Consider the following 18,341-nt stretch of genomic DNA (forward strand, 5'->3'; position numbering starts at 1 on the left):
CGCTCGAGGGTCTCAGGCAACGGAGGTCCATGTGCGTGACGCCGGGCTCTATCGCGCCATTGACGCCGCAGGCGGCGTGGCCCAGCTTGCGCGCAAAATCCACATCAGCCAGCCCTCGATTTCGAACTGGAGCAAGGTACCCGCTCAGCGGGTGATTGCGGTCGAAGCTGCAACAGGTGTTCCTCGGGCCGAGCTGCGGCCTGATCTCTATCCCGATCACCATCACGAACACACGGCATCGCAAGACAGCATCGATCCGATCGATGTCGCGCGAGCGCAGGAATATGTCCTTCTCGCCGCCTTGCTCGCAGCTGCGCCGTCCAAGCGCTTGCTCGATCGGCTTACGGGTTTGAGCGGAGACGGCACGCCACTCGGTCAGGCTCACGCCGGCTTGGCGGAAGCCGCTTCGCACACGACCGCAGCTCAGGTCGAACGTGAATATTTCGACCTTTTTGTCGGTCTCGGCCGCGGTGAGTTGCTGCCCTACGCCTCCTACTATTTGACCGGCTTCCTCAACGAGCGGCCGTTGTCACGTTTGCGGACGGATCTCGCGGAGCTCGGCATCGCGCGCGCCGAGGGCAATTCCGAGCCTGAGGATCATGCCGCCATTCTCTGCGCGATCATGGCCGGAATGGCTGATGGCCGCTGGGAAGCGCCGTTCGTTGCGCAGCGTGCGCTGTTCGAGAAACACGTTTCGTCCTGGATGGGACGTCTGTTTGGCGACATGGAGCAGGCGGCGAGCGCAAGGTTCTACCGCGCGGTCGGCACGTTCGGCCGCCTGTTTATCGAGATCGAGAGGCAAGGATTTTCGTTCGCGAAGTGGCCATGCGAGGCTGGTCCGGGAGAGGTGCGATGAGCGATGAAAAGAAAGCGATCGTCGGACGGCGCGACTTCCTCCGCAGGGTTGGCATCGGCACGGTAGGCGCTGGGGCCATGCTGACGACGCCACTCGTCGGTTCCGCGCAGGCCGACAGCGAGAATGACGATGAGAAGCGCAAGTCGCGCTACAAGGAATCCGATCACGTGAAGGCCTATTACCGCGTCAACCGCTATCCCGCCTGAGGGAGGCCGCCCGTGCTTATCAAGCGAACACAAGAGCATTCCGGATCCGACCGCCGCGGCTCGGTCGCGGACGCCATGGCAAGGCAGACCGGCGGTCTCGATCGCCGCGCCTTCCTGCGCCGGTCCGGTCTTGCGGGTGGCGCGCTCGCGGCACTCGGGACCATGCCGATTTCCGGCGTGCGCAAGGCGGAAGCGGCCGTGGCGGGTCCGCTGACCGCCGGGGCCACCGTCAAGAAAAGCATCTGTACGCATTGTTCGGTCGGATGCACCGTGACCGCGGAGGTGTTGAACGGGGTCTGGATCGGCCAGGAGCCGAGCTGGGATTCCCCCATCAATCGAGGATCTCATTGCGCGAAGGGAGCTTCCGTACGCGAGTTGGTGCACAGCGAGCGGCGTTTGCGCTATCCGATGAAGCTCTTAAACGGGCAATGGACGCGCGTCTCCTGGGAGACTGCGATCAACGAGATCGGCGACAAGATCATCGAAGTTCGCGAAAAATCGGGTCCCGATTCCGTTTATTGGCTCGGCTCGGCCAAGATGACCAATGAAGGCGCTTATCTGTTCCGCAAGCTCGGGGCGTTCTGGGGCACCAACAACACCGACCATCAGGCACGCATCTGCCATTCGACCACTGTCACCGGCGTCGCCAATACTTGGGGCTATGGCGCGATGACCAATAGCTACAACGATATCCGCAACGCCAAGACCCAGATGATCATGGGCGGCAATCCGGCCGAAGCGCATCCGGTTTCGTTGCAGCATCTGCTCGAGGGCAAGGAACTGCAAAAGGCCAACTTCATCGTCATCGACCCGCGCATGACACGCACCGCTGCGCACGCCACGGAATATGTGCGGATGCGTCCGGGCACCGACATTCCGGTGCTCTACGGCATCATGTGGCACATCCTTCAGAACGGTTGGGAGGACAAGGAATTCATCAGGCAGCGCGTCTACGGCTTCGACGATCTCCGCAAGGAAGTGGAGAAATGGAATCCGAATGAGGTGGAGCGCGTCACCGGCATTCCAGGCGAACAGCTCAAGCGGGTCGCCAAGCTGTTCGCCACCGAGAAGCCGTCGACCTTGATCTGGGCCATGGGCCAGACCCAGAAGACCGTCGGCACCGCCAATGTGAGGGCGAGCTGCATCCTGCTGCTCTTGACCGGCAATGTGGGCGGACCGGGCATGGGTGCCAACATCTTCCGCGGCCACGACAACGTGCAGGGGGCGACCGACGTTGGGCTCGATATTGTGACGTTGCCGTTCTACTACGGTCTCGCCGAGGGCGCGTGGAAGCACTGGTCGCGGGTCTGGGACGTTGACTACGAATTCCTGAAGTCGCGCTTCGATTCCAAGCAGATCATGGAGACTCCCGGCATTCCTCTGACCCGCTGGTTCGAGGCAGTAACGCTGCCGAAAGATCAGGTCGCTCAGAAGGACAACGTACGGGCAGTGTTCGTTCAGGGGCACGCCAGCAACAGCATCACGCGCATTCCGGAGTCTCTCAACGGCCTGAAGGCGCTAGACCTGCTTATCATTGCCGACCCGCATCCCACGACGTGGGCGTCATTGGCGGTCGAGGCCGGCCGCAAGGATGGCGTCTACATTCTTCCCGTGGCCACGCAATTCGAGTGCAAGGGATCGCGCGTCGCCTCGAACCGCTCGCTGCAATGGGGCGAGCAGATCGTCAAACCGATCTTCGAATCCAAGGATGATCTCGAGGTCATTTATCTTGTGGCCAAGAAGCTCGGATTCGCAGACCAGATGTTCAAGAAAATCAAGGTCGAGAACAATCTGCCTGAAGCAGAGGATGTGCTGCGCGAAATGAATCGCGGCAGCTGGTCGACCGGCTATTGCGGGCAATCGCCTGAGCGGCTCAAGGCGCACATGAAGCACCAGGCGAAGTTCGACATGCTGACGATGCGTGCCCCAAAGGACGATCCCGAGGTCGGCGGTGACTACTACGGCCTGCCGTGGCCGTGCTGGGGCTCACCGGACGTCCGGCATCCGGGCACGCCGCTGCTCTACAACACCAATCTCGCGGTGATGGATGGCGGCGGCACGTTCCGGCCGCGCTTCGGTATCGAACGCGAGGAGAAGCTGCCAGACGGGTCCACGCGCAAGGTCAGCCTGCTGGCCGACAAATCGTACTCTAAGGATTCCGAGATTCAGGACGGCTATCCCGAATTCACGCTGGCGAGCCTGAAGAAGCTTGGCTGGGACACGGATCTCACCGAAGCGGAGATGGCCACGATCATGAAGATCAATCCGACCAATCCGGATTCGGTGTCCTGGTCGCTCGATCTCTCAGGGGGCATCCAGCGGGTCGCGCTCAAACACGGCTGCGTGCCGTACGGCAACGGCAAGGCACGCATGAACGCCTTCGGCCTGCCCGATCCGATTCCGGTCCATCGCGAGCCGATCTACACGCCACGTGTCGATCTTGTCGAGAAATATCCGACGCTGCCCAATGCCAAGCAGTTTCGCATGCCCAACATCGGCTTCTCGGTGCAGAAGGCTGCTGTGGAGAAGGGGATTGCCAAGCAGTTCCCGCTCATCCTCTCGTCGGGCCGTCTGGTCGAGTATGAGGGGGGTGGGGAGGAGACGCGTACCAATCCGTGGCTTGCCGAACTACAGCAGGAGATGTTCATCGAAATCAACCCGGCCGATGCTGCTGATCGCGGCGTCAAGGATGGCGGCTGGGTCTGGGTCACCGGCGCAGAGAACAATTCCAGAGCGAGGATGAAAGCGCTCGTCACCGAGCGTGTCGGCAAGGGCGTCGCCTGGATGCCCTTCCATTTCGGCGGCTGGCTGGCAGGGAAGGATCTTCGCAGCGCCTATCCGAAGGGGACAGATCCGATCGTTCTCGGCGAAAGCGCGAACACCATCACGACCTACGGATATGATCCCGCGACGGGCATGCAGGAACCGAAGGTCACTCTTTGCCAAATCGCGGCGGCATAAGGAGCAACGACGATGGCCCGTATGAAATTCCTCTGCGACGCCGACCGTTGCATCGAGTGCAATGCCTGCGTCACCGCCTGCAAGAACGAGCATGAGGTGCCCTGGGGTATCAACCGGCGCCGCGTGGTCACCATAAATGATGGTAAGCCAGGCGAGCGTTCGATCTCGATGGCCTGTATGCACTGCACCGACGCGCCCTGCGCAGCCGTGTGCCCCGTGAACTGTTTCTACACCACCGCCGATGGCGTGGTGCTGCACTCCAAGGACCTCTGCATCGGCTGCGGCTATTGCTTCTACGCCTGTCCGTTCGGCGCGCCGCAATATCCCAAGGTCGGGAACTTCGGCTCACGCGGCAAGATGGACAAATGCACCTACTGCGCCGGCGGCCCCGAGGCCGATGGCAGCAAGGAGGAATACGAGAAGTACGGCGCGAACCGGCTGGCGGAGGGCAAGTTGCCGCTGTGTGCCGAAATGTGCTCGACGAAGTCATTGCTCGCCGGCGACGGGGAGATCATCGCCCAGATCTACAAGGAACGCGTGATGAAGCGCGGCTACGGCTCCGGCGCGTGGGGCTGGAAGACCGCGTATCGCGAGACGATCGAGTCCTGACGCGGACGACAGTCAAGGACGCGATACCGGGAGGCGCAGATGGCGTCATTTGGAAAACTCGTTCGCCTGGCATTTGGCGCATGCGCGCTGCTTCTGGTGATCATGGCGGCTCCAGCGAGCACCCAGCAGGTCAATCCGACCGCAAGCTCCGTCAAGGAGCAGCAGTTGCTGCAGGAGCTGAACCGAATCCAGGGCCGTGTCAGCATTCCGGATCAGAGATCGGGCGTGCTTGAGCAGCCACAGGGACGCGAATGGCGGGAGTTTCGCAATGTCACGCTGCGCTGGATCGGGGGCGTCGCGATTATCGGCATGCTGGCTTTGCTCGTGATCTTCTATCTCACCCGCGGCATGGTGCGGCTTGAAAGCGGGCGATCGGGCCGCACCATTGTGCGCTTCACGCTGTTTGAGCGCTTCGTGCATTGGATGACAGCGACCTGCTTCATCATCCTCGCCATCTCGGGTCTGAACATCACCTTCGGGCGGCCGTTGTTATTGCCGTTGATCGGTTTTGAAGCGTTCTCCGAATGGTCACAATGGGCGAAGTATGCCCACAACTATCTGAGTTTCCCGTTCACCGTCGGCGTCGTCCTGATCTTCCTGATGTGGATCGCGGGAAATCTCCCGAACAAGGTGGACGTCGCCTGGATCAAGCGGGGAGGGGGCATTGTCGGCCATGATCATCCACCGGCCTATCGCTTCAACGCCGGCCAGAAGATGATTTACTGGATCGTCGTAATCGGGGGCGGCCTCGTTGCAGCGACGGGATACGAGCTGATGTTCCCGTTCTACGTCAGCGGCATTGAAGGCATGCAGATGGCCCAGATCATCCACTCCGTGGTTGCCGTGCTATTCGTGGCCGCAATGATAGCGCATATCTACATCGGCACGATCGGGATGGAGGGGGCTTTCGAGGCCATGGGTTCGGGTGAGGTCGACCTCAACTGGGCACGCGAACATCATAGCCTCTGGCTCGACGAACAGAGTGGGCGAACCGGGCCGAACGATCAAAAGCCGCAACCAGTGACCGCTGCGGCGGAATGAGGGGGAGCGGCTGAAGAGGGCCGGTCAGGTGTGCTCTATTGCGTGCGCCCTCTGGCAAACAGAACGGACCGGTCCTCGATCTCCTGCTCGGCCAGCGTGCTCGCCTGGGCTGTCTGCAGCTCTTGAATGTTTGGCATGCCGCTCTGTGCAGAGTGAAGAAGTGCATGCGGTCTGAGCACGCTGGTCGCCGCACCGATGACGAGCAGGGCCGTGACGAGCGAAAGCATAAGGCGTTTCATTCGACATCTCCGTCCGGTGTTGTATCCGCCAAGACGGCGTAGGCTCTAATTGGTCCCGGTGATGTGAGCCGCCTCACATCCTTCGAGCCTTTTTTCCGGTTCCGACGGCTGAACGAAGGTCGGGCAGTCCATCGATGGTTTGCGCCGCCAAACAAGAAGTATGGACCGCGCACGTGTTCCGGAGCTTAGAAGGGCCGAAGGTCCAACAATGGAAGACAGCTGCGAGTTGCCGACCTATATCGCCATCTCATCTTGCCCTGTCACGACACCTGGAAGGTCGCAATCATGTCGGACGGGCAGCAAGATGCGGGGAGGTGATCGGAGCGATCGTGGGCCGGCTGCGCACCGAGTACGACTTGAAAAAGCTGAACCAGCGGCTTCACGCGTACTCAGGTCGTCCAGGACCTCGCCAAACTTCCGTATCACGGTTGCGTCTCCGAAGTGGCCCATCGCCGCATCCCCGCTGCGGCTGAAGGCGACCGCGCTGAGAGCTTTCGATGAAGCTCGGATCTGCAGCTTGACCGAGGCCGCCTTTTCGACGGGCGGTTTCGAAGTGCCTACTTGGTCAATTCGGGGGGACGGTCGCGCGGACGACGAACGGGCCGCGCGAGTAGCCGGCGGAAACCGAGGCTCGCAATCCTCGACCTGCGCCTCGAGGAGCCCGTTTGCGACAATGAGCGCCTTGACCGCCTCCCGGGTGTCTCGACCGCAGGCAGCGATGGCCTGGTCAGCGGCAGCCTCCAATTCGAACGGTGCCGATCGGGATGGCTCCCGATCCCGATTCACTAACCCAAGTCTACCTAAGTATGGTCACTTCATACCTGCGCGCGATGGCGCCGACCAAGCGCTAATGTTACCGATACATCCAGACTGAAAAGCAACGGAACCGGCCCTGCGAGCCGACAGTTGCGGGACGAGACCGGCGGCGTAGCGCCCGCCGGCCCTTCTCCCGATCTAGCGGTGCTTCGCCGCTCAACTGACGCTTACGGCCGTAGTTAGTGCAGAGAGTCCGCCATGAGAAACATCGCCGACCTCCTGATGCGGTTCAGACGGGGAAGCCAACGCGTGTCCAATACTCAGGTTGCAGCTATGGCTGAAAACCAAGATCGATCCAGCATGGCTGATTTTGTCCGGATCCTGCAGGCCTACGATCAAGCCCAGTAGGGCAGGGGTTTGGTGCGAGCGCGTCAGTCCGTGATGCGGACGTCCGAGCAAACCAAAGCCAAGACCTCACACCACACCGCGTCCAGCTGTTTATGCCTAGCATGTCCGTTCAGGGTCAAACGGCGACAAGAGCAGAGGACTCTGATTTGCAGCTTCGGGCAAACTGCGGAAGTCACTCGGCTCCAGCCTTGGTTCAGTTCGGCGCTGATGTCAGTCAGCCCCAACGGTTCGGGCGCCGCATACAATGAAACGAGCGCGGGGATTCTGCTAGGCCCGGGCCGGGCCCAGCAACCGCCTGCTGAGACATCCAATGACTTCGCACCCTTGCATGGCCCCCGCGCCGCGCTGCCAGCAACATGAACCGCCTGCATGTCCTGTCCCTGCAGGGCACCCGCCGCATTGACAACGACATCAACGTCGGCAAGAGCGTCCTTCCATTTCGAAGCGTCGGTGGTCCGACCATATCGAGGGTGATGTGGTGCGTATCAGGTGCCGCCGGGTGGCGCGACACCAATACGCATTCGGGCCCTTCGGCGGACAGTCTGGCCTGGATTGCCGATCGAATAAGCCCCGTGCCACCAACGAGACGGATGCGCATTGACTGGTCCTTCGATCGGCGGCGGCGGCTTTCGCAAACTGTTGATCGAACAATTAAAGGTGCGGACGGCTAAAGCACGGCTGATGCAATCGTTCCTTGCGGCGGAACAGGTGAGTTGGCCGCAAGCAGCGCCTTATCGTTTGCAAGATCGCTTTTCGAGCGCACGACGATCGCCATCGACGTTGCGGCGTCACCGATATCGACGGCAGGTCATTCAAGGGCCAGATCCGGCATTACGGCTTCCACTTCAGACCGCTTAGCCGAAGATCTCTTGAATCGGTGACATGTCGGTTTTGGCGGCAAACCACAAGTAAGTTCAGCCTAGCATCTACCGCTGCTTTTGACTCCAAGCAGATGAAGTCTTGGGATGGGTATACGACTGCCGAACCCGTCGAACTCGGCCAGGGACTTGCGGGAGCACAACCACATCTTGGTGAGCTCTTAGCCAGTGTTTCTGACCGCCTCTGCCAGCATGGAGTAGAGCTGCTGCTTGCTGAATTCCTTGGGCGGCTGCCTCTGCACTGTGTTCCGCGACACCTTCCGTGCGACTGGACGGGCGCAGGCCGCCGACGAGGTCGGCCTCAGCTTCGGGCGCGGCCTTATCTTGGGCCTTGCTGTGGGCGGCTTGTGGCCGCGCTTCAAGCCCAGACGGGTCAGCATGCCGCAGACCGCGTTACGACTGCACCCGAGACGACGCGCAATCTGCGCCGCGCTCTGTCCTGCGGACCAGAGCCTGTTGAGGAGCGCTATGTCTTTCGCATCCCAGCCCATGAGAGATATTATAGCGCCGACTGCCGAACACGCCAGTCTAGTCTTCGTCCGGCTCGCGCACGACCGGCGGGTCGTCAGCGTCATCTTCCTCTTCGTCGTCCTCGTCGTCTTCATCGGGATCTCTTGGCGGCATCGCGGTGCCCATAAGCACAAGCGGTGTCCAGCAGATCGCGGTGGTGGAAAATGCTTCGAAGGTATGTTGCTTCATGTGGCTGCTACTCCTCGAAAACACGCGTAGTCCCATATTCATGGCGGACGGCACGCGCGTCCAGGGCGCGATCGGTGCAAACGAGATGGGAACGTCAAGTCGACGACATGAGCAAAGGAGAGCAACCGCCACGCAAATGGTGGCGTTTTTAGCTACTTTATGCCCGAAAACTCATTCGGCTCTATGTTCACCAAAACCTCGCCGGTGGTGATTTCGGGGACTCCAAGATCGAGGTCATGTAGACTTGCTTGAACAAACGCGAGTATCTTGGCGTTCGCTGCATTGGCGCTTTCGCGATCGTCAAATATCATCACGGCGATACCAACGCCGTCGCCCGCATCCAGAACTTGGTAAGACCTGAATCCGTGCGATTGCCTTAGGATCTGGCCGACGCCGCTCTTGGCGCGGCGAGCGGCGTCCGCTACCGAACGAATCTTGGTGTACTTGCGAATGACCATGTACATGAGGCCACCACGCGCCACACGCCTCGACGCATCAAAGCATATCGGTCCCGGTCGGACTAGGGCCAACTTCCGAGGCCGGGCCACAGTGTCCGGCTAGGCGAACCGGGCAACGCGCCTTTTCCAATGAGTCCTCCTCGCCCTGCGCATCGGGCGAGGTGCTGAGGCTCAGGAGCCCTCGAACTTGAACGATACGTTGAGCTTGGCGCGATAGGCCTCGACCTTTCCCTTGTCATCGAGCTGCATATCCAGCTTGACGACCTCTGCAATGCGAAGATCTCGGAGAGATTTTGCAGCTTGCTCGACCGCATTCGCGGCGGCCTTCTCCCACGAGTCGTTGCTGGTACCGACCAGTTCAATGACCTTGTAGACGCTATCAGGCATGTCGTCCTCCTGTCCGGGATGACGAAGGAAATCTAGCATCAGGATCTCGACCCCGATACGGGGATGCCGTCCGGAGCCGGAAAGGGACAAAAATTGCATTTGGCGGGGGCAGCTTTGGCCGGAGCCAACCTGCCGGGCCAGCGCCATCATGTCCGCTCCTAGCGAGCAGACGGAAAAACGTCCGATTGCCTGTCACTTTCCTGTTTGACCCGGTGCCGACCATTTCAGTCTCGGGTCACTCGATCGCGGCTGCTGAGACTAACCAAAAATACGGACCGGCTAAGCCGTCCAAGCCCCTCGCTCCGGCGCTTGCCACGAGGCAAGGATTCGCATCCGTGCAGGCTTGCCCTTGTCCACCTGCTCTAGCGACGGTCTGTAGATAGCTATCGCTCAGATCTCATGACTTGCCGCGGAAGCACGAGCAGCGCCAATCTGGCCGCAGCCGTGCCGGGCGCCAGTCCTACGGACACCGCACCCAACAGGCCCTCGCCGGCGGCGTTCATGTCCACTTTCGCCTGGTCGCACTGGCGCAGGATGAGCTGGGCGTGTCGGTAGAGCACCTTGCCAGCTTCCGTCGGTGTTACCCCGCGTTTGGTTCAGCAATTGCTGCTTGACCTCGCCCTCGAGCGTCGCCAATTGCTGGCTGAGCGCAGGCTGCGCCACGTGCAGGATGTCGGCGGCTTGTGTGAGACTGCCGATATCGACGATTTTCACGAAATATTGCAAGCGCCTCGGGTTCACGGATTACTCCCACCGGGCCGTTGCCATCTTCTGGTTGCTCGGCCGGGCCTCGGCGCCAGCAAGAACTCTGCCACGTTAGCCGAAATCGCCATCATCTATAAGAAATTCATATCGAGGAAGACCGAACTCGTCTTGGCCTTACCCCGCGCCGAAAGATAGCGTCGCGACCCGACAGTATGATCGAGGTTCATGGTGAACTCATCCCGCATCGCAGAGCGCGTCCGGCGAATTAAACCTTCACCCAGCACGGCGGCCGCCGACCGCGCCAACGAATTGCGCCGGCAAGGCAGACAGATCGTCAGTCTGGTGGTCGGCGAGCCCGATTTCGACACGCCTGCGCACATCCGCCAGGCAGCGGCGAACGCGATGGAAAAGGGTGCGACGCGATACACCCTGATGGCTGGCACCGTGGATCTCAGGCGCGCGATTGCGGCCAAGCTCGAGCGCGAGAACGGGCTGACCTATGCGCTCGACGAGATCATAGCAACGAACGGCGCAAAGAGCGCGATCTACAGCGCTTTCGCGGCCACGCTGGAGCCCGGCGATGAGGTGATCATTCCGGCCCCCTATTGGGTTTCCTATCCCGATATGGCGATTGCCTGCGACGGCATTCCGGTCTTTGTTCCGTGCGACGATACGCAGAATTTCAAATTGACCGCGGCGCAACTGGAGAGCGCGATCACGGCGCGCGCGCTGGCTCGTGATCAATTCACCGAGCAATCCGACCGGCGCAAGCTATACGGCCGACGAATATCGCGCGCTTGCCGGCGTGCTTGCGAGGCATCCGCATGTCATGGTGATGGCCGACGACATCTATGAGCACATTCGCTACGGCGGTGTCAGCGCGGCCGCATATTCTCAAGGTCGCACCCGAACTGCGCACTCGCACGCTGGCCGTCAACGGTGTCTCCAAGACCTATGCCATGACGGGCTGGCGGATCGGCTGGATCGCAAGTCCGAGCGATCTGGTTCAGGCGATCAACACGTTTCTGTCCCAATCGTCCGGAAACTGCTGTTCGATCAGCCAGGCCGCCGCCGCCGCGGCCCTCGACGGCGACCAGAGCTTCGTCGAGCAAAGTGTCGCGATCTACCGGCAACGACGCGACGCGATCTTGCCGCTCGTCAACGCGATCCCCGGCCTAAGTTGCATGGCGCCGAGTGGTGCGTTCTAACTCTATGTCAATTGCGGTGGCTTGATCGGCAAGACCACGCCCGACGGCAAACGGCTCGACGCCGACGGCGACGTGGTTTTGTATTTCTCGACAGCGCCGGCGTCGCGTTGGTTGCCGGAACGGCCTATGGACTTTCGCCCTACTTCAGGCGTTCGATCGCCACCGATATTGAAACATTGACCGACGGCGTCGCGCGCATCGCGCGGGCCGTGTTCGATTTGCGCTAATACTCCACTCAGGATTCGAAGCCATGCAGACGTCCGGTCTCACGAAGAATGCTTCCGCACCGCAGATATCGGCCGACATCATTACTGCGCTTCGCGGCATCCCCGTGGCGCTCTTGAGCGACAATATGCAGCGGAACAGCGGCTCCGTCGGGCTCGCGCCCTACCACAAGCCCGCCCCGCTCGCCGGAACGGCGGTCACAGTGCTCACTCGAGGGGGAGACAACCTCGCAATCCTGCGCGCCTTCGAATTTTGCCGGCCGGGCGATGTCATGGTGATCGACGCGGGTGGCGACATCACGAATGCAGTGATCGGCGGTATTCTATCCTTTTACGGGGCAACGATAGGTCTTGCTGGGATGGTGATCGATGGAGCTATCCGCGACGTGGCGGAAATCCGGGAGCGGACGTTTCCGATCTATGCACGCGGCGTCAATCACCGCGGCCCCTACAAAGATGGTCCTGGCGCGATCAATGTGCCGGTCACGGTCGGTGGGATGGTCGTGCGGCCAGGTGATCTGCTCGTTGGCGATCAGGATGGCCTGCTCGCATTTCGCGCCCGATGCGGCTCGCTCGTTGATCGCGAATGCCGAGACTCAGCGTGCCCGTGAAGAAGCCACGATGCAGGCCATGCGTGACGGCCGGTGGGATCGTTCGTTCATCGACGCATTGGAAGCGCGGTGCGCGAACTGAAGCGTCAAAGCGGAGGAAGCAGGGACCTACCGGGACGGCTTGCTGAGCAAGGAAGCCCCGGATCGAGCATGCCATGGTGAATGATCGCGTTCTCCGAATATCCCCACGTGTAAAGTACCGGGCCGGCGATTGTCGATCTGACGGCAAGCAGCCGTCCGTTGATGCCGACCGGCATGATCGCGTCGACGAACAGGACATCAAATCCCGCCGCCCGATCCATCAATCCAAGCGCTTCGGGGCCATGATTGGATCTGGTTGGCCCTCGGTTGCTGTAGTTCGCTCAAACTGGCCCATGATGGACTGGAGCGAGAGAGGATGATCGTACCGGTAGTCATCCGCGCAGAGGATTGAATTGCTGGTCGGCATCGTGAGGTCCTCCCCAGGCGCCGCGGGAGAGGTTTGTGCCCGTTAGGATCGCGGCGGCGCCGGCCGGCGTGTCGCGCCCTTGGGTTCCCGAGATGACCAGAGCGGCGTGTCCCGTTGCGCAATGCAGCTTACATGGGGACGTCAATTGCCGCGCATCTGTGTCGACGAGTCTGGATTTGTACGGGGTTCGCCAGCATGGGCGGGCCGGTGCTCACGAAGCTGGGGCATGAAAGCAACAGTCCACAACACGTTGCACTAGCGCCCCAGTGTTAATTTGCGCGATCGGGACGATTCAGGCCTGCTCTCTGCAACGAACCTAGTAGCTGTGGGGGATGACAATGACTGTCACGCGTGCGATTGGCGCTGCTGCCTTGTTTCTGATGACGCTGAGCTCTGAAGCCTATGCTGCGCGCCAGCACAGACCGGGAGAGCGGATTTCTTGCTCAGAGGTCAAATACTACGTTGCTAAGTATTCGGCGGCCCTGGCTGAGATGTATGCCCGTAACCACGGGGCGACCGGCGCCCAGATCGAGCGGGCGCGGCGTTGCTTGGCCTCGAATGAGGCTGCCGAAACAGGGCAACGCCGGTCCTATAGCGAATGAGCATGACGCAGCCTTCGTGATAAAGCGCGCTGGCCGGGGATGTCCTCCAAGGTCAGGGCTGCGGTCGCAGCTGACGATCGAAGTTAGCTGATTGCCTTGCACGGGCAGATAGGCGTTCCGACTAGTGGCGACGCGAGCGCGCGATTGCACTCTCGCACGCGAGGCCGCTCCGCAGTCATGTCCTCCTTCACCGCTCATCGCATGCTAGTTCCCAATCATCGGTGTCGGGGCATATCCTCTTATCGCTCCGATTCGGTGCCAAAGGCCGTCGCAGCAATTGCACGCTCGACCTCGGAAGCCAACACGCTCAGATGATCGGCAAGCCTCGCGAACAACTCTCGCTTTTGCAGGTCGGTGGCCAGATCGCTGATCGATTTGCAGTCGGCTGCGTCTTTGAGGAGGTTCTCGAGCTGCTCCTGCATGTCTCTCATCGTCTGTGTGCCCCAGAGGCACCCTCTGCTTCATTCAGTTGAATTGATTGAGGCGTACTTGAGCTCCCGTCGATCCATCTCCGAACGTAGCGGTTCAGCATAGATGCGCAGATTGTCACCAACAACGCGGGAGCATCCGCCATTCGCGCGATCAGCCAACACTTGTCGCCGCACGCTTTCCCAAAGAGACAATAAGGTCTGATCTTTCGTTTGAAAAGTTCATCCACAGACCCCCAGTACATGGCGCGCCGATAGTACCGCGTACCTCATGAGCGGGATTGTTCGGTCGCGGACATTGCCGTGGAGAAGCCAGGCGCCCGTTGCACATTGGCCACATCGTCCATGTCCGGGATAACGGGCTATCACGCCGAAAGGCGCGATGGTTTGCGGCATCCCCCGTTTCAGTTACGGCGTCGGCAGAACCAAAGCGCGAGATCGGGCTGCATTCATAGAGAAGATCCCCTCGATTTCGAGACGCATGGTATCGTGGCATTCGCACGCCACCGCTGCGAGCCGCGATGGGTCAATCTCGATTTCTCCTCGCCGTTCAGATCTGATCGCTCCGGAAGCGCGCAGGTTGCGCATCAGGAGCGTCACTGTCGTTCGTCGCACACCCAGTATTTGCGAAAGCGCCTCTTGGGTGAGTGCGAGGACGTCGTGGTCGGCGCGGTCGCGAAGATGGAGCAGCCAGCGTGCCATGCGGGCTTGGGCCGGATGCAGAGCATTGCAGGCGCCGCCGATTTGTAGCTGTATCAGCATCGCTTTGAAATGAATCTGGACTGCGTGGCGGATCGCGGGGCTTCGGCTAAAAGCGGCGTGGAATCGCGATGCGGGGATCCGCGAGGCGATGCCCGCGGCACGAACGACGGCGGTAACGGCCGAAGGGGACGGCCCCAGCACGGAAAGAGTGCCTACTGCTCCCTCGCGCCCTATTGCGGCGCTGGCGACCGTCTGTCCGTTGGCCATGTCGATCATCACAGAAATGGCGCCACTATGAGGAAAGAGGACGTGCTCGGTCTGGTCACCCGCCTGCGAGACGACCGCATCCCGATCGAGCACTACCATCTCTAGCTCGGGCGCCAGCAGATCGAGGTCCGCCGCGGGTAGTGTTGCCAGAAGTCGGTTACCAATTTCGCCGGGAAGCGTCACTGCAGTTTACCTCGAACGATCCGCCGCATCGCATTTTGAGCGTCATAGGGCGGCCAACTCGAACTTTGTTTGAATCCGCCTACGCCTCGCGCCCCGAAGTTCAATTCAGCTGCGGAAGCTCTCAATCTCAAAAGAAAAAACTCCAACCACGCGCGCCTCGGAGGCGAATTGTTGTGTCTCAGGATGATTGAGGAGTTAGGTCCCAGCGCCCCGCTGTACAATTGCGAAATGCGCATGGGTAATACCATAGGGAGTTCCGCTTTCCGGGACGCGGCAAACGCCGCGGCGATCTCGGAAGTGTGGGGCTCGGCTTGACCTAGAAGCTCGACAGCTACGTGATGAAACCCGGTCATTTCCGCCAGGACAAACGAGACAGTCTGCTTAGGAAGGCCCGGCAGAACGAAATCACGTCTCAGATAACCGAGTGGCTGACCTTGCCAAGACGGCAGCCACCATAGGGCGCCTCCGTTGGCGGCATGAGTGGCGGCTCAAACGAGCATCCACATCGTAAACGCGGCGCAGAGGCAGATCGTGCCCACGACAGTCATTCCGGCAAAGAAGCGCTCGGTTCGATCCATGTCGATCATCTTCCAGGTCGATCCACGCCCATAAACGCTTAATGCTGCACGCTGGCTCCTGCTTGCGCGCGTCGTAATCTGTCAGAGCTTACGTCCCATTAGACGGTGTGAGCGTACTGCGAACTGGCATTCCAGCAAATTCGATCTGAGGGACTTCGAAACCAACTGAACCAGCTGTTGTTAACCGCGATCTGCAAGCCCGCACCGAGCAAGCTCTTGACCCTGAGTACGGCACCGCTCGTTGCGTGTGTCGGGCTCTTAGTGTCCACGTTGCTGTAACTGACAGCCCTCGGAGGCTCGCGCAATAGCGGTCGTGTTGATCAATTGGCATCGGTCGTCGAGCAGGTTCGTAGTCCAATGCGGCGTGACAAAGTAAGGACCAAACGTCGGAGCGATGAAAAACCATAATCGAAGAAGGATCGCTCAAAAGTTCAATGCTGCTGGTGCGAACCTTATTGCATGCCTGCGCAGAGCGCAGGCGGACGACGCTCTGGCGCTGACATTCGACATTGCACTCAGCTAGCGGCAAAAGTCAGACTATTGCGCTGTCATAAAACCAGTCAAACACCGGGCTTGTCATTTCAATCTGCGCGACTTTAACTCTGACACTCAGAAATAACAGGTTTGTGAAAAACAAGCCGAAGGGGGTCCGCAGTGGAGAAGGTGCGACGCTTACGCGCGATGGGTTCGCTGTGTCGTCAACAAGCCGCGTACAATGGCATGAATAAATGGAAGCTCCTCGCGGAAGCAGAATACTGGGAACACTTGGCTGAGCTTGAGCTGTCGTCCCATTTCCAAGAATGCAACGCCGCTTGTGCAAATGAAAGAACAGAGCCTCAAGCATGCACAGAGGCGAATGACTACTCGCGCCGGGAGGCGATTGCCCCCGAAGCAACGGCGACCACGAATGACGCGCAGTGTGCGCTTATGCTCCTATGAGCAAGATCCTCGACGCGGCAATCGAAATGTGGGTTGGTCCAGCGCGCCAGTGTCGGCGACCTTACTCTTCTGGCCTATATGTCGCGATTTTGCGCGCGCCTTCCCAAAGCTCGACGTCTTGGCGGTTAACGAGCTGCTTGGCTCGTTCGCTCGCTGTTGGTTCGTCGGCGCAATCAAGTTCAAGGCGAAGCTGTATGTGGCCGTCCGATCCAAGAATGTAGGCTCGATACTCCGGCATGAGTTTGCTCCAAAACATTAGTTCCGAAGCTGAAACCGGAGAAAGTTACAATAACATCAAGAAGCTGTCCATTTAATTAGGACGATACTCCCATCCGTTCCCGACGGATCACTGCTCTGGACATACTCAAGACCGCCACCGCCGCTGAGGAGGTACCCGCTCGGATTCACGCAACCCGGAACATTAGCTGCATTCGTTATACGTCGTGAGCGACTGATTTAATCTGTTTAACTTATTTAAATTCTGATAAGTGGCCGAAATAATATGGCGCCGCGCCGGTCCTGCGGTAGATTTGCGGGCGTAACGCCGCCCGCCATGACCTTGCTTCTATCGACCTCACTCACTTCTAAAGCCATCGCTGCGTCTGGGCAAAAGGTGTGAACGGAGGTGGGGCAGAGCACCATCACCATGAGCACCACCACGAACCCCATCATCATGACCGGGACGACGATTAGTTGATGAGGGAAGAGGCCCGCCTCAGGCACTCCGGGCCTCTGCCTTGTAAGCACATGGCCTACTCACCGTGTCGTGAGTTGGGTCGCTGTCGGCGCTCTACACATCTCGGTCGGGTTAATCGAGACGGTCTCTCGCCCATGGGCGCGACCTGCGCCGATAGTGCCACAACCAGCATCAACGTCGCTAGGGGCACCATTCCGGCGCATCGTGCTCGCGCGTCGAGAGCGTCGTCGATCGTGGCGACGTGCAGCGTGTTCAGACTGCGGCCATCGGGCAGCGGGACGGGATCAGCAAACACCCCGCTGTCAGTCTCGATTGCTCATCATGCTTGGCGCTACTGCAGTTTCTGGTTGTTGGCTACTTCTCGCGCCAAACTAAGCTCAAGCTCAGTGAGCTTTTCGATCAGGTGCTCCACGATCTCCGCGCAGTCCGAATGCGTCAGCGAATGCACTCCGCGCGATGTCAGTTGGTTCTGGAGGATAGTCGCCATCATGGCTTGAACGCTCATGGACCGGCCTCGTCTGAAAAATCGGATTGTCACAAAATCAATCTGAAGTAGACGTTGAATATGGACGACATGCAACGGCAAGAAGTTTGGTTCAACCCTTCGTGCAAGTACGGGCGGTGCTCGCGCTATGTTGCGTTGCGAAGCACGAGCCGTTGCAACGCCAAAGCGGCGCTTCGCTCCGAATTCCGGACTTACGAAACAATTCGTTAGCTTTTATTTGGCTAGCTAGGTGCGTGCCGATTTACCGCCGATTGCGGCACATGGAATGGGAATACCGGCCCCGGCTGTTCCTCCCAACCTGCGGCCGGGGCCGTTTGAACTTGCACTGCATCGTTCAACCCGGTCCACGACGATGTTTAGAGGCATTGCCATCACGCTTTTTGGGCTGACCATTCTTTCGCAGCTCGATCAGACGCTCTTTTATGGTCGAAATACTGACGCCGCGCTCAGGCTTGTGCGGGACATTAGTCGTGGTTTCGGCCTGTAGGTCAGCTGTGGTGCGCTCCTTCGGGCGGGGCATGCGCGAGCTTCCTCGACGGCTACTTCTTCAACAATACCCCTATCGTTCGCGCCATTCGCCTCACTGATCCTGCGTGACGGCCCAGCTCGGCTGCAATCTTCGATACGCCAGCGCCCGTCCGTGCCAGCTTCGACAATTGCTGGACCTCGCGGTCGGTCCATTGTTTTGGCTTCGGTGTTTTCATGGTGCGGTGCTCACCCGCACCACTTAACCAGCGCGCCTCGTT

Annotated in this window: 19 protein-coding genes and 1 pseudogene; 10 read left to right on the top strand and 10 right to left on the bottom strand. The window is 60.0% G+C overall.

Annotation, left to right across the window (positions count from 1 at the left end; translation table 11 throughout):
- Positions 1-31 precede the first annotated feature (31 nt).
- From ABIB91_RS34255 to ABIB91_RS34275, 5 genes are read left to right on the top strand one after another with little or no spacing between them, the layout of a single operon-like run.
- Entirely contained in the window at positions 32-856 is an 825-nt protein-coding gene (locus ABIB91_RS34255) for a molecular chaperone TorD family protein (protein WP_354171119.1), read from the top strand.
- Positions 853-1,062, top strand: coding sequence for a twin-arginine translocation signal domain-containing protein (locus ABIB91_RS34260; RefSeq protein ID WP_007592759.1), 210 nt, complete (start codon positions 853-855; stop codon positions 1,060-1,062). The genes ABIB91_RS34255 and ABIB91_RS34260 overlap by 4 nt, the downstream gene beginning before the upstream one ends.
- Before the next feature lie 12 nt (positions 1,063-1,074).
- Positions 1,075-4,023 (top strand): formate dehydrogenase subunit alpha, encoded by a 2,949-nt coding sequence (locus ABIB91_RS34265; protein ID WP_354171120.1) that lies wholly within the window; start codon positions 1,075-1,077, stop codon positions 4,021-4,023.
- Positions 4,024-4,035: 12 nt separating this feature from the next.
- Positions 4,036-4,632 (top strand): formate dehydrogenase FDH3 subunit beta, encoded by a 597-nt coding sequence (gene fdh3B, locus ABIB91_RS34270; protein ID WP_007592757.1) that lies wholly within the window; start codon positions 4,036-4,038, stop codon positions 4,630-4,632.
- Positions 4,633-4,671: 39 nt separating this feature from the next.
- A complete protein-coding gene (locus tag ABIB91_RS34275; protein WP_007592756.1) occupies positions 4,672-5,673 on the top strand; it encodes a formate dehydrogenase subunit gamma in 1,002 nt (333 codons plus the stop codon).
- A 35-nt stretch (positions 5,674-5,708) separates the two neighbouring features.
- On the opposite strand, the gene ABIB91_RS34280 is transcribed toward ABIB91_RS34275, so the two are convergent.
- Positions 5,709-5,912, bottom strand: a complete 204-nt coding sequence (locus ABIB91_RS34280; RefSeq protein WP_007592755.1) for a hypothetical protein — start codon at positions 5,910-5,912, stop codon at positions 5,709-5,711.
- A 1,014-nt stretch (positions 5,913-6,926) separates the two neighbouring features.
- Here ABIB91_RS34280 and ABIB91_RS34285 point away from each other — a divergent pair.
- Positions 6,927-7,076 (top strand): hypothetical protein, encoded by a 150-nt coding sequence (locus ABIB91_RS34285; protein WP_198288232.1) that lies wholly within the window; start codon positions 6,927-6,929, stop codon positions 7,074-7,076.
- 1,039 nt (positions 7,077-8,115) lie between these two features.
- Here ABIB91_RS34285 and ABIB91_RS34290 read toward each other — a convergent pair.
- The 5 genes from ABIB91_RS34290 to ABIB91_RS34310 form a co-directional block, all read right to left on the bottom strand.
- Entirely contained in the window at positions 8,116-8,559 is a 444-nt protein-coding gene (locus ABIB91_RS34290; RefSeq protein WP_354171121.1) for a GcrA family cell cycle regulator, read from the bottom strand.
- Positions 8,483-8,653: a hypothetical protein gene (locus ABIB91_RS34295; RefSeq protein ID WP_354171122.1), complete on the bottom strand. Its 171-nt coding sequence runs from the start codon at positions 8,651-8,653 to the stop codon at positions 8,483-8,485. Before ABIB91_RS34295 ends, ABIB91_RS34290 begins: the two co-directional genes overlap by 77 nt.
- Before the next feature lie 152 nt (positions 8,654-8,805).
- Positions 8,806-9,117, bottom strand: a complete 312-nt coding sequence (locus tag ABIB91_RS34300) for a hypothetical protein (protein WP_035992959.1) — start codon at positions 9,115-9,117, stop codon at positions 8,806-8,808.
- Positions 9,118-9,282: 165 nt separating this feature from the next.
- Complete coding sequence (locus tag ABIB91_RS34305; protein ID WP_354171124.1) at positions 9,283-9,648, bottom strand: dodecin family protein; 366 nt, start codon at positions 9,646-9,648, stop codon at positions 9,283-9,285.
- Between the two features lie 240 nt (positions 9,649-9,888).
- Entirely contained in the window at positions 9,889-10,170 is a 282-nt protein-coding gene (locus tag ABIB91_RS34310; protein WP_354171140.1) for a hypothetical protein, read from the bottom strand.
- On the opposite strand from ABIB91_RS34310, the gene ABIB91_RS34315 reads away from it, so the two are divergent.
- The 4 genes and pseudogenes from ABIB91_RS34315 to ABIB91_RS34330 all read left to right on the top strand — a co-directional run bounded on the left by ABIB91_RS34315 (position 10,060) and on the right by ABIB91_RS34330 (position 13,296).
- Positions 10,060-10,398, top strand: coding sequence for a hypothetical protein (locus ABIB91_RS34315; RefSeq protein WP_354171142.1), 339 nt, complete (start codon positions 10,060-10,062; stop codon positions 10,396-10,398). The two genes, ABIB91_RS34310 and ABIB91_RS34315, sit on opposite strands and share 111 nt — an antisense overlap.
- Positions 10,399-10,428: 30 nt before the next feature.
- A pseudogene (locus ABIB91_RS34320) lies at positions 10,429-11,638 on the top strand (aspartate transaminase).
- Between the two features lie 23 nt (positions 11,639-11,661).
- A complete protein-coding gene (locus tag ABIB91_RS34325) occupies positions 11,662-12,246 on the top strand; it encodes an RraA family protein (RefSeq protein ID WP_354171126.1) in 585 nt (194 codons plus the stop codon).
- A gap of 786 nt (positions 12,247-13,032) precedes the next feature.
- On the top strand, positions 13,033-13,296 hold the full coding sequence (locus tag ABIB91_RS34330; RefSeq protein ID WP_007592736.1) for a hypothetical protein: 264 nt from the start codon (positions 13,033-13,035) through the stop codon (positions 13,294-13,296).
- Positions 13,297-13,535: 239 nt separating this feature from the next.
- Here ABIB91_RS34330 and ABIB91_RS34335 read toward each other — a convergent pair whose 3' ends face one another.
- The 4 genes from ABIB91_RS34335 to ABIB91_RS34355 all read right to left on the bottom strand — a co-directional run bounded on the left by ABIB91_RS34335 (position 13,536) and on the right by ABIB91_RS34355 (position 18,115).
- Positions 13,536-13,718 (bottom strand): hypothetical protein, encoded by a 183-nt coding sequence (locus ABIB91_RS34335; RefSeq protein WP_007592735.1) that lies wholly within the window; start codon positions 13,716-13,718, stop codon positions 13,536-13,538.
- Positions 13,719-14,132: 414 nt separating this feature from the next.
- Complete coding sequence (locus ABIB91_RS34340; RefSeq protein ID WP_007592733.1) at positions 14,133-14,876, bottom strand: Crp/Fnr family transcriptional regulator; 744 nt, start codon at positions 14,874-14,876, stop codon at positions 14,133-14,135.
- Between the two features lie 2,545 nt (positions 14,877-17,421).
- Entirely contained in the window at positions 17,422-17,595 is a 174-nt protein-coding gene (locus ABIB91_RS34350; RefSeq protein WP_007592727.1) for a hypothetical protein, read from the bottom strand.
- 334 nt (positions 17,596-17,929) lie between these two features.
- Complete coding sequence (locus tag ABIB91_RS34355) at positions 17,930-18,115, bottom strand: hypothetical protein (RefSeq protein ID WP_007592726.1); 186 nt, start codon at positions 18,113-18,115, stop codon at positions 17,930-17,932.
- Positions 18,116-18,341 lie beyond the last annotated feature (226 nt).

The organism is Bradyrhizobium sp. JR4.3 (genome assembly GCF_040547695.1).
In the GTDB taxonomy this organism is placed as follows: Bacteria; Pseudomonadota; Alphaproteobacteria; order Rhizobiales; family Xanthobacteraceae; genus Bradyrhizobium; species Bradyrhizobium canariense.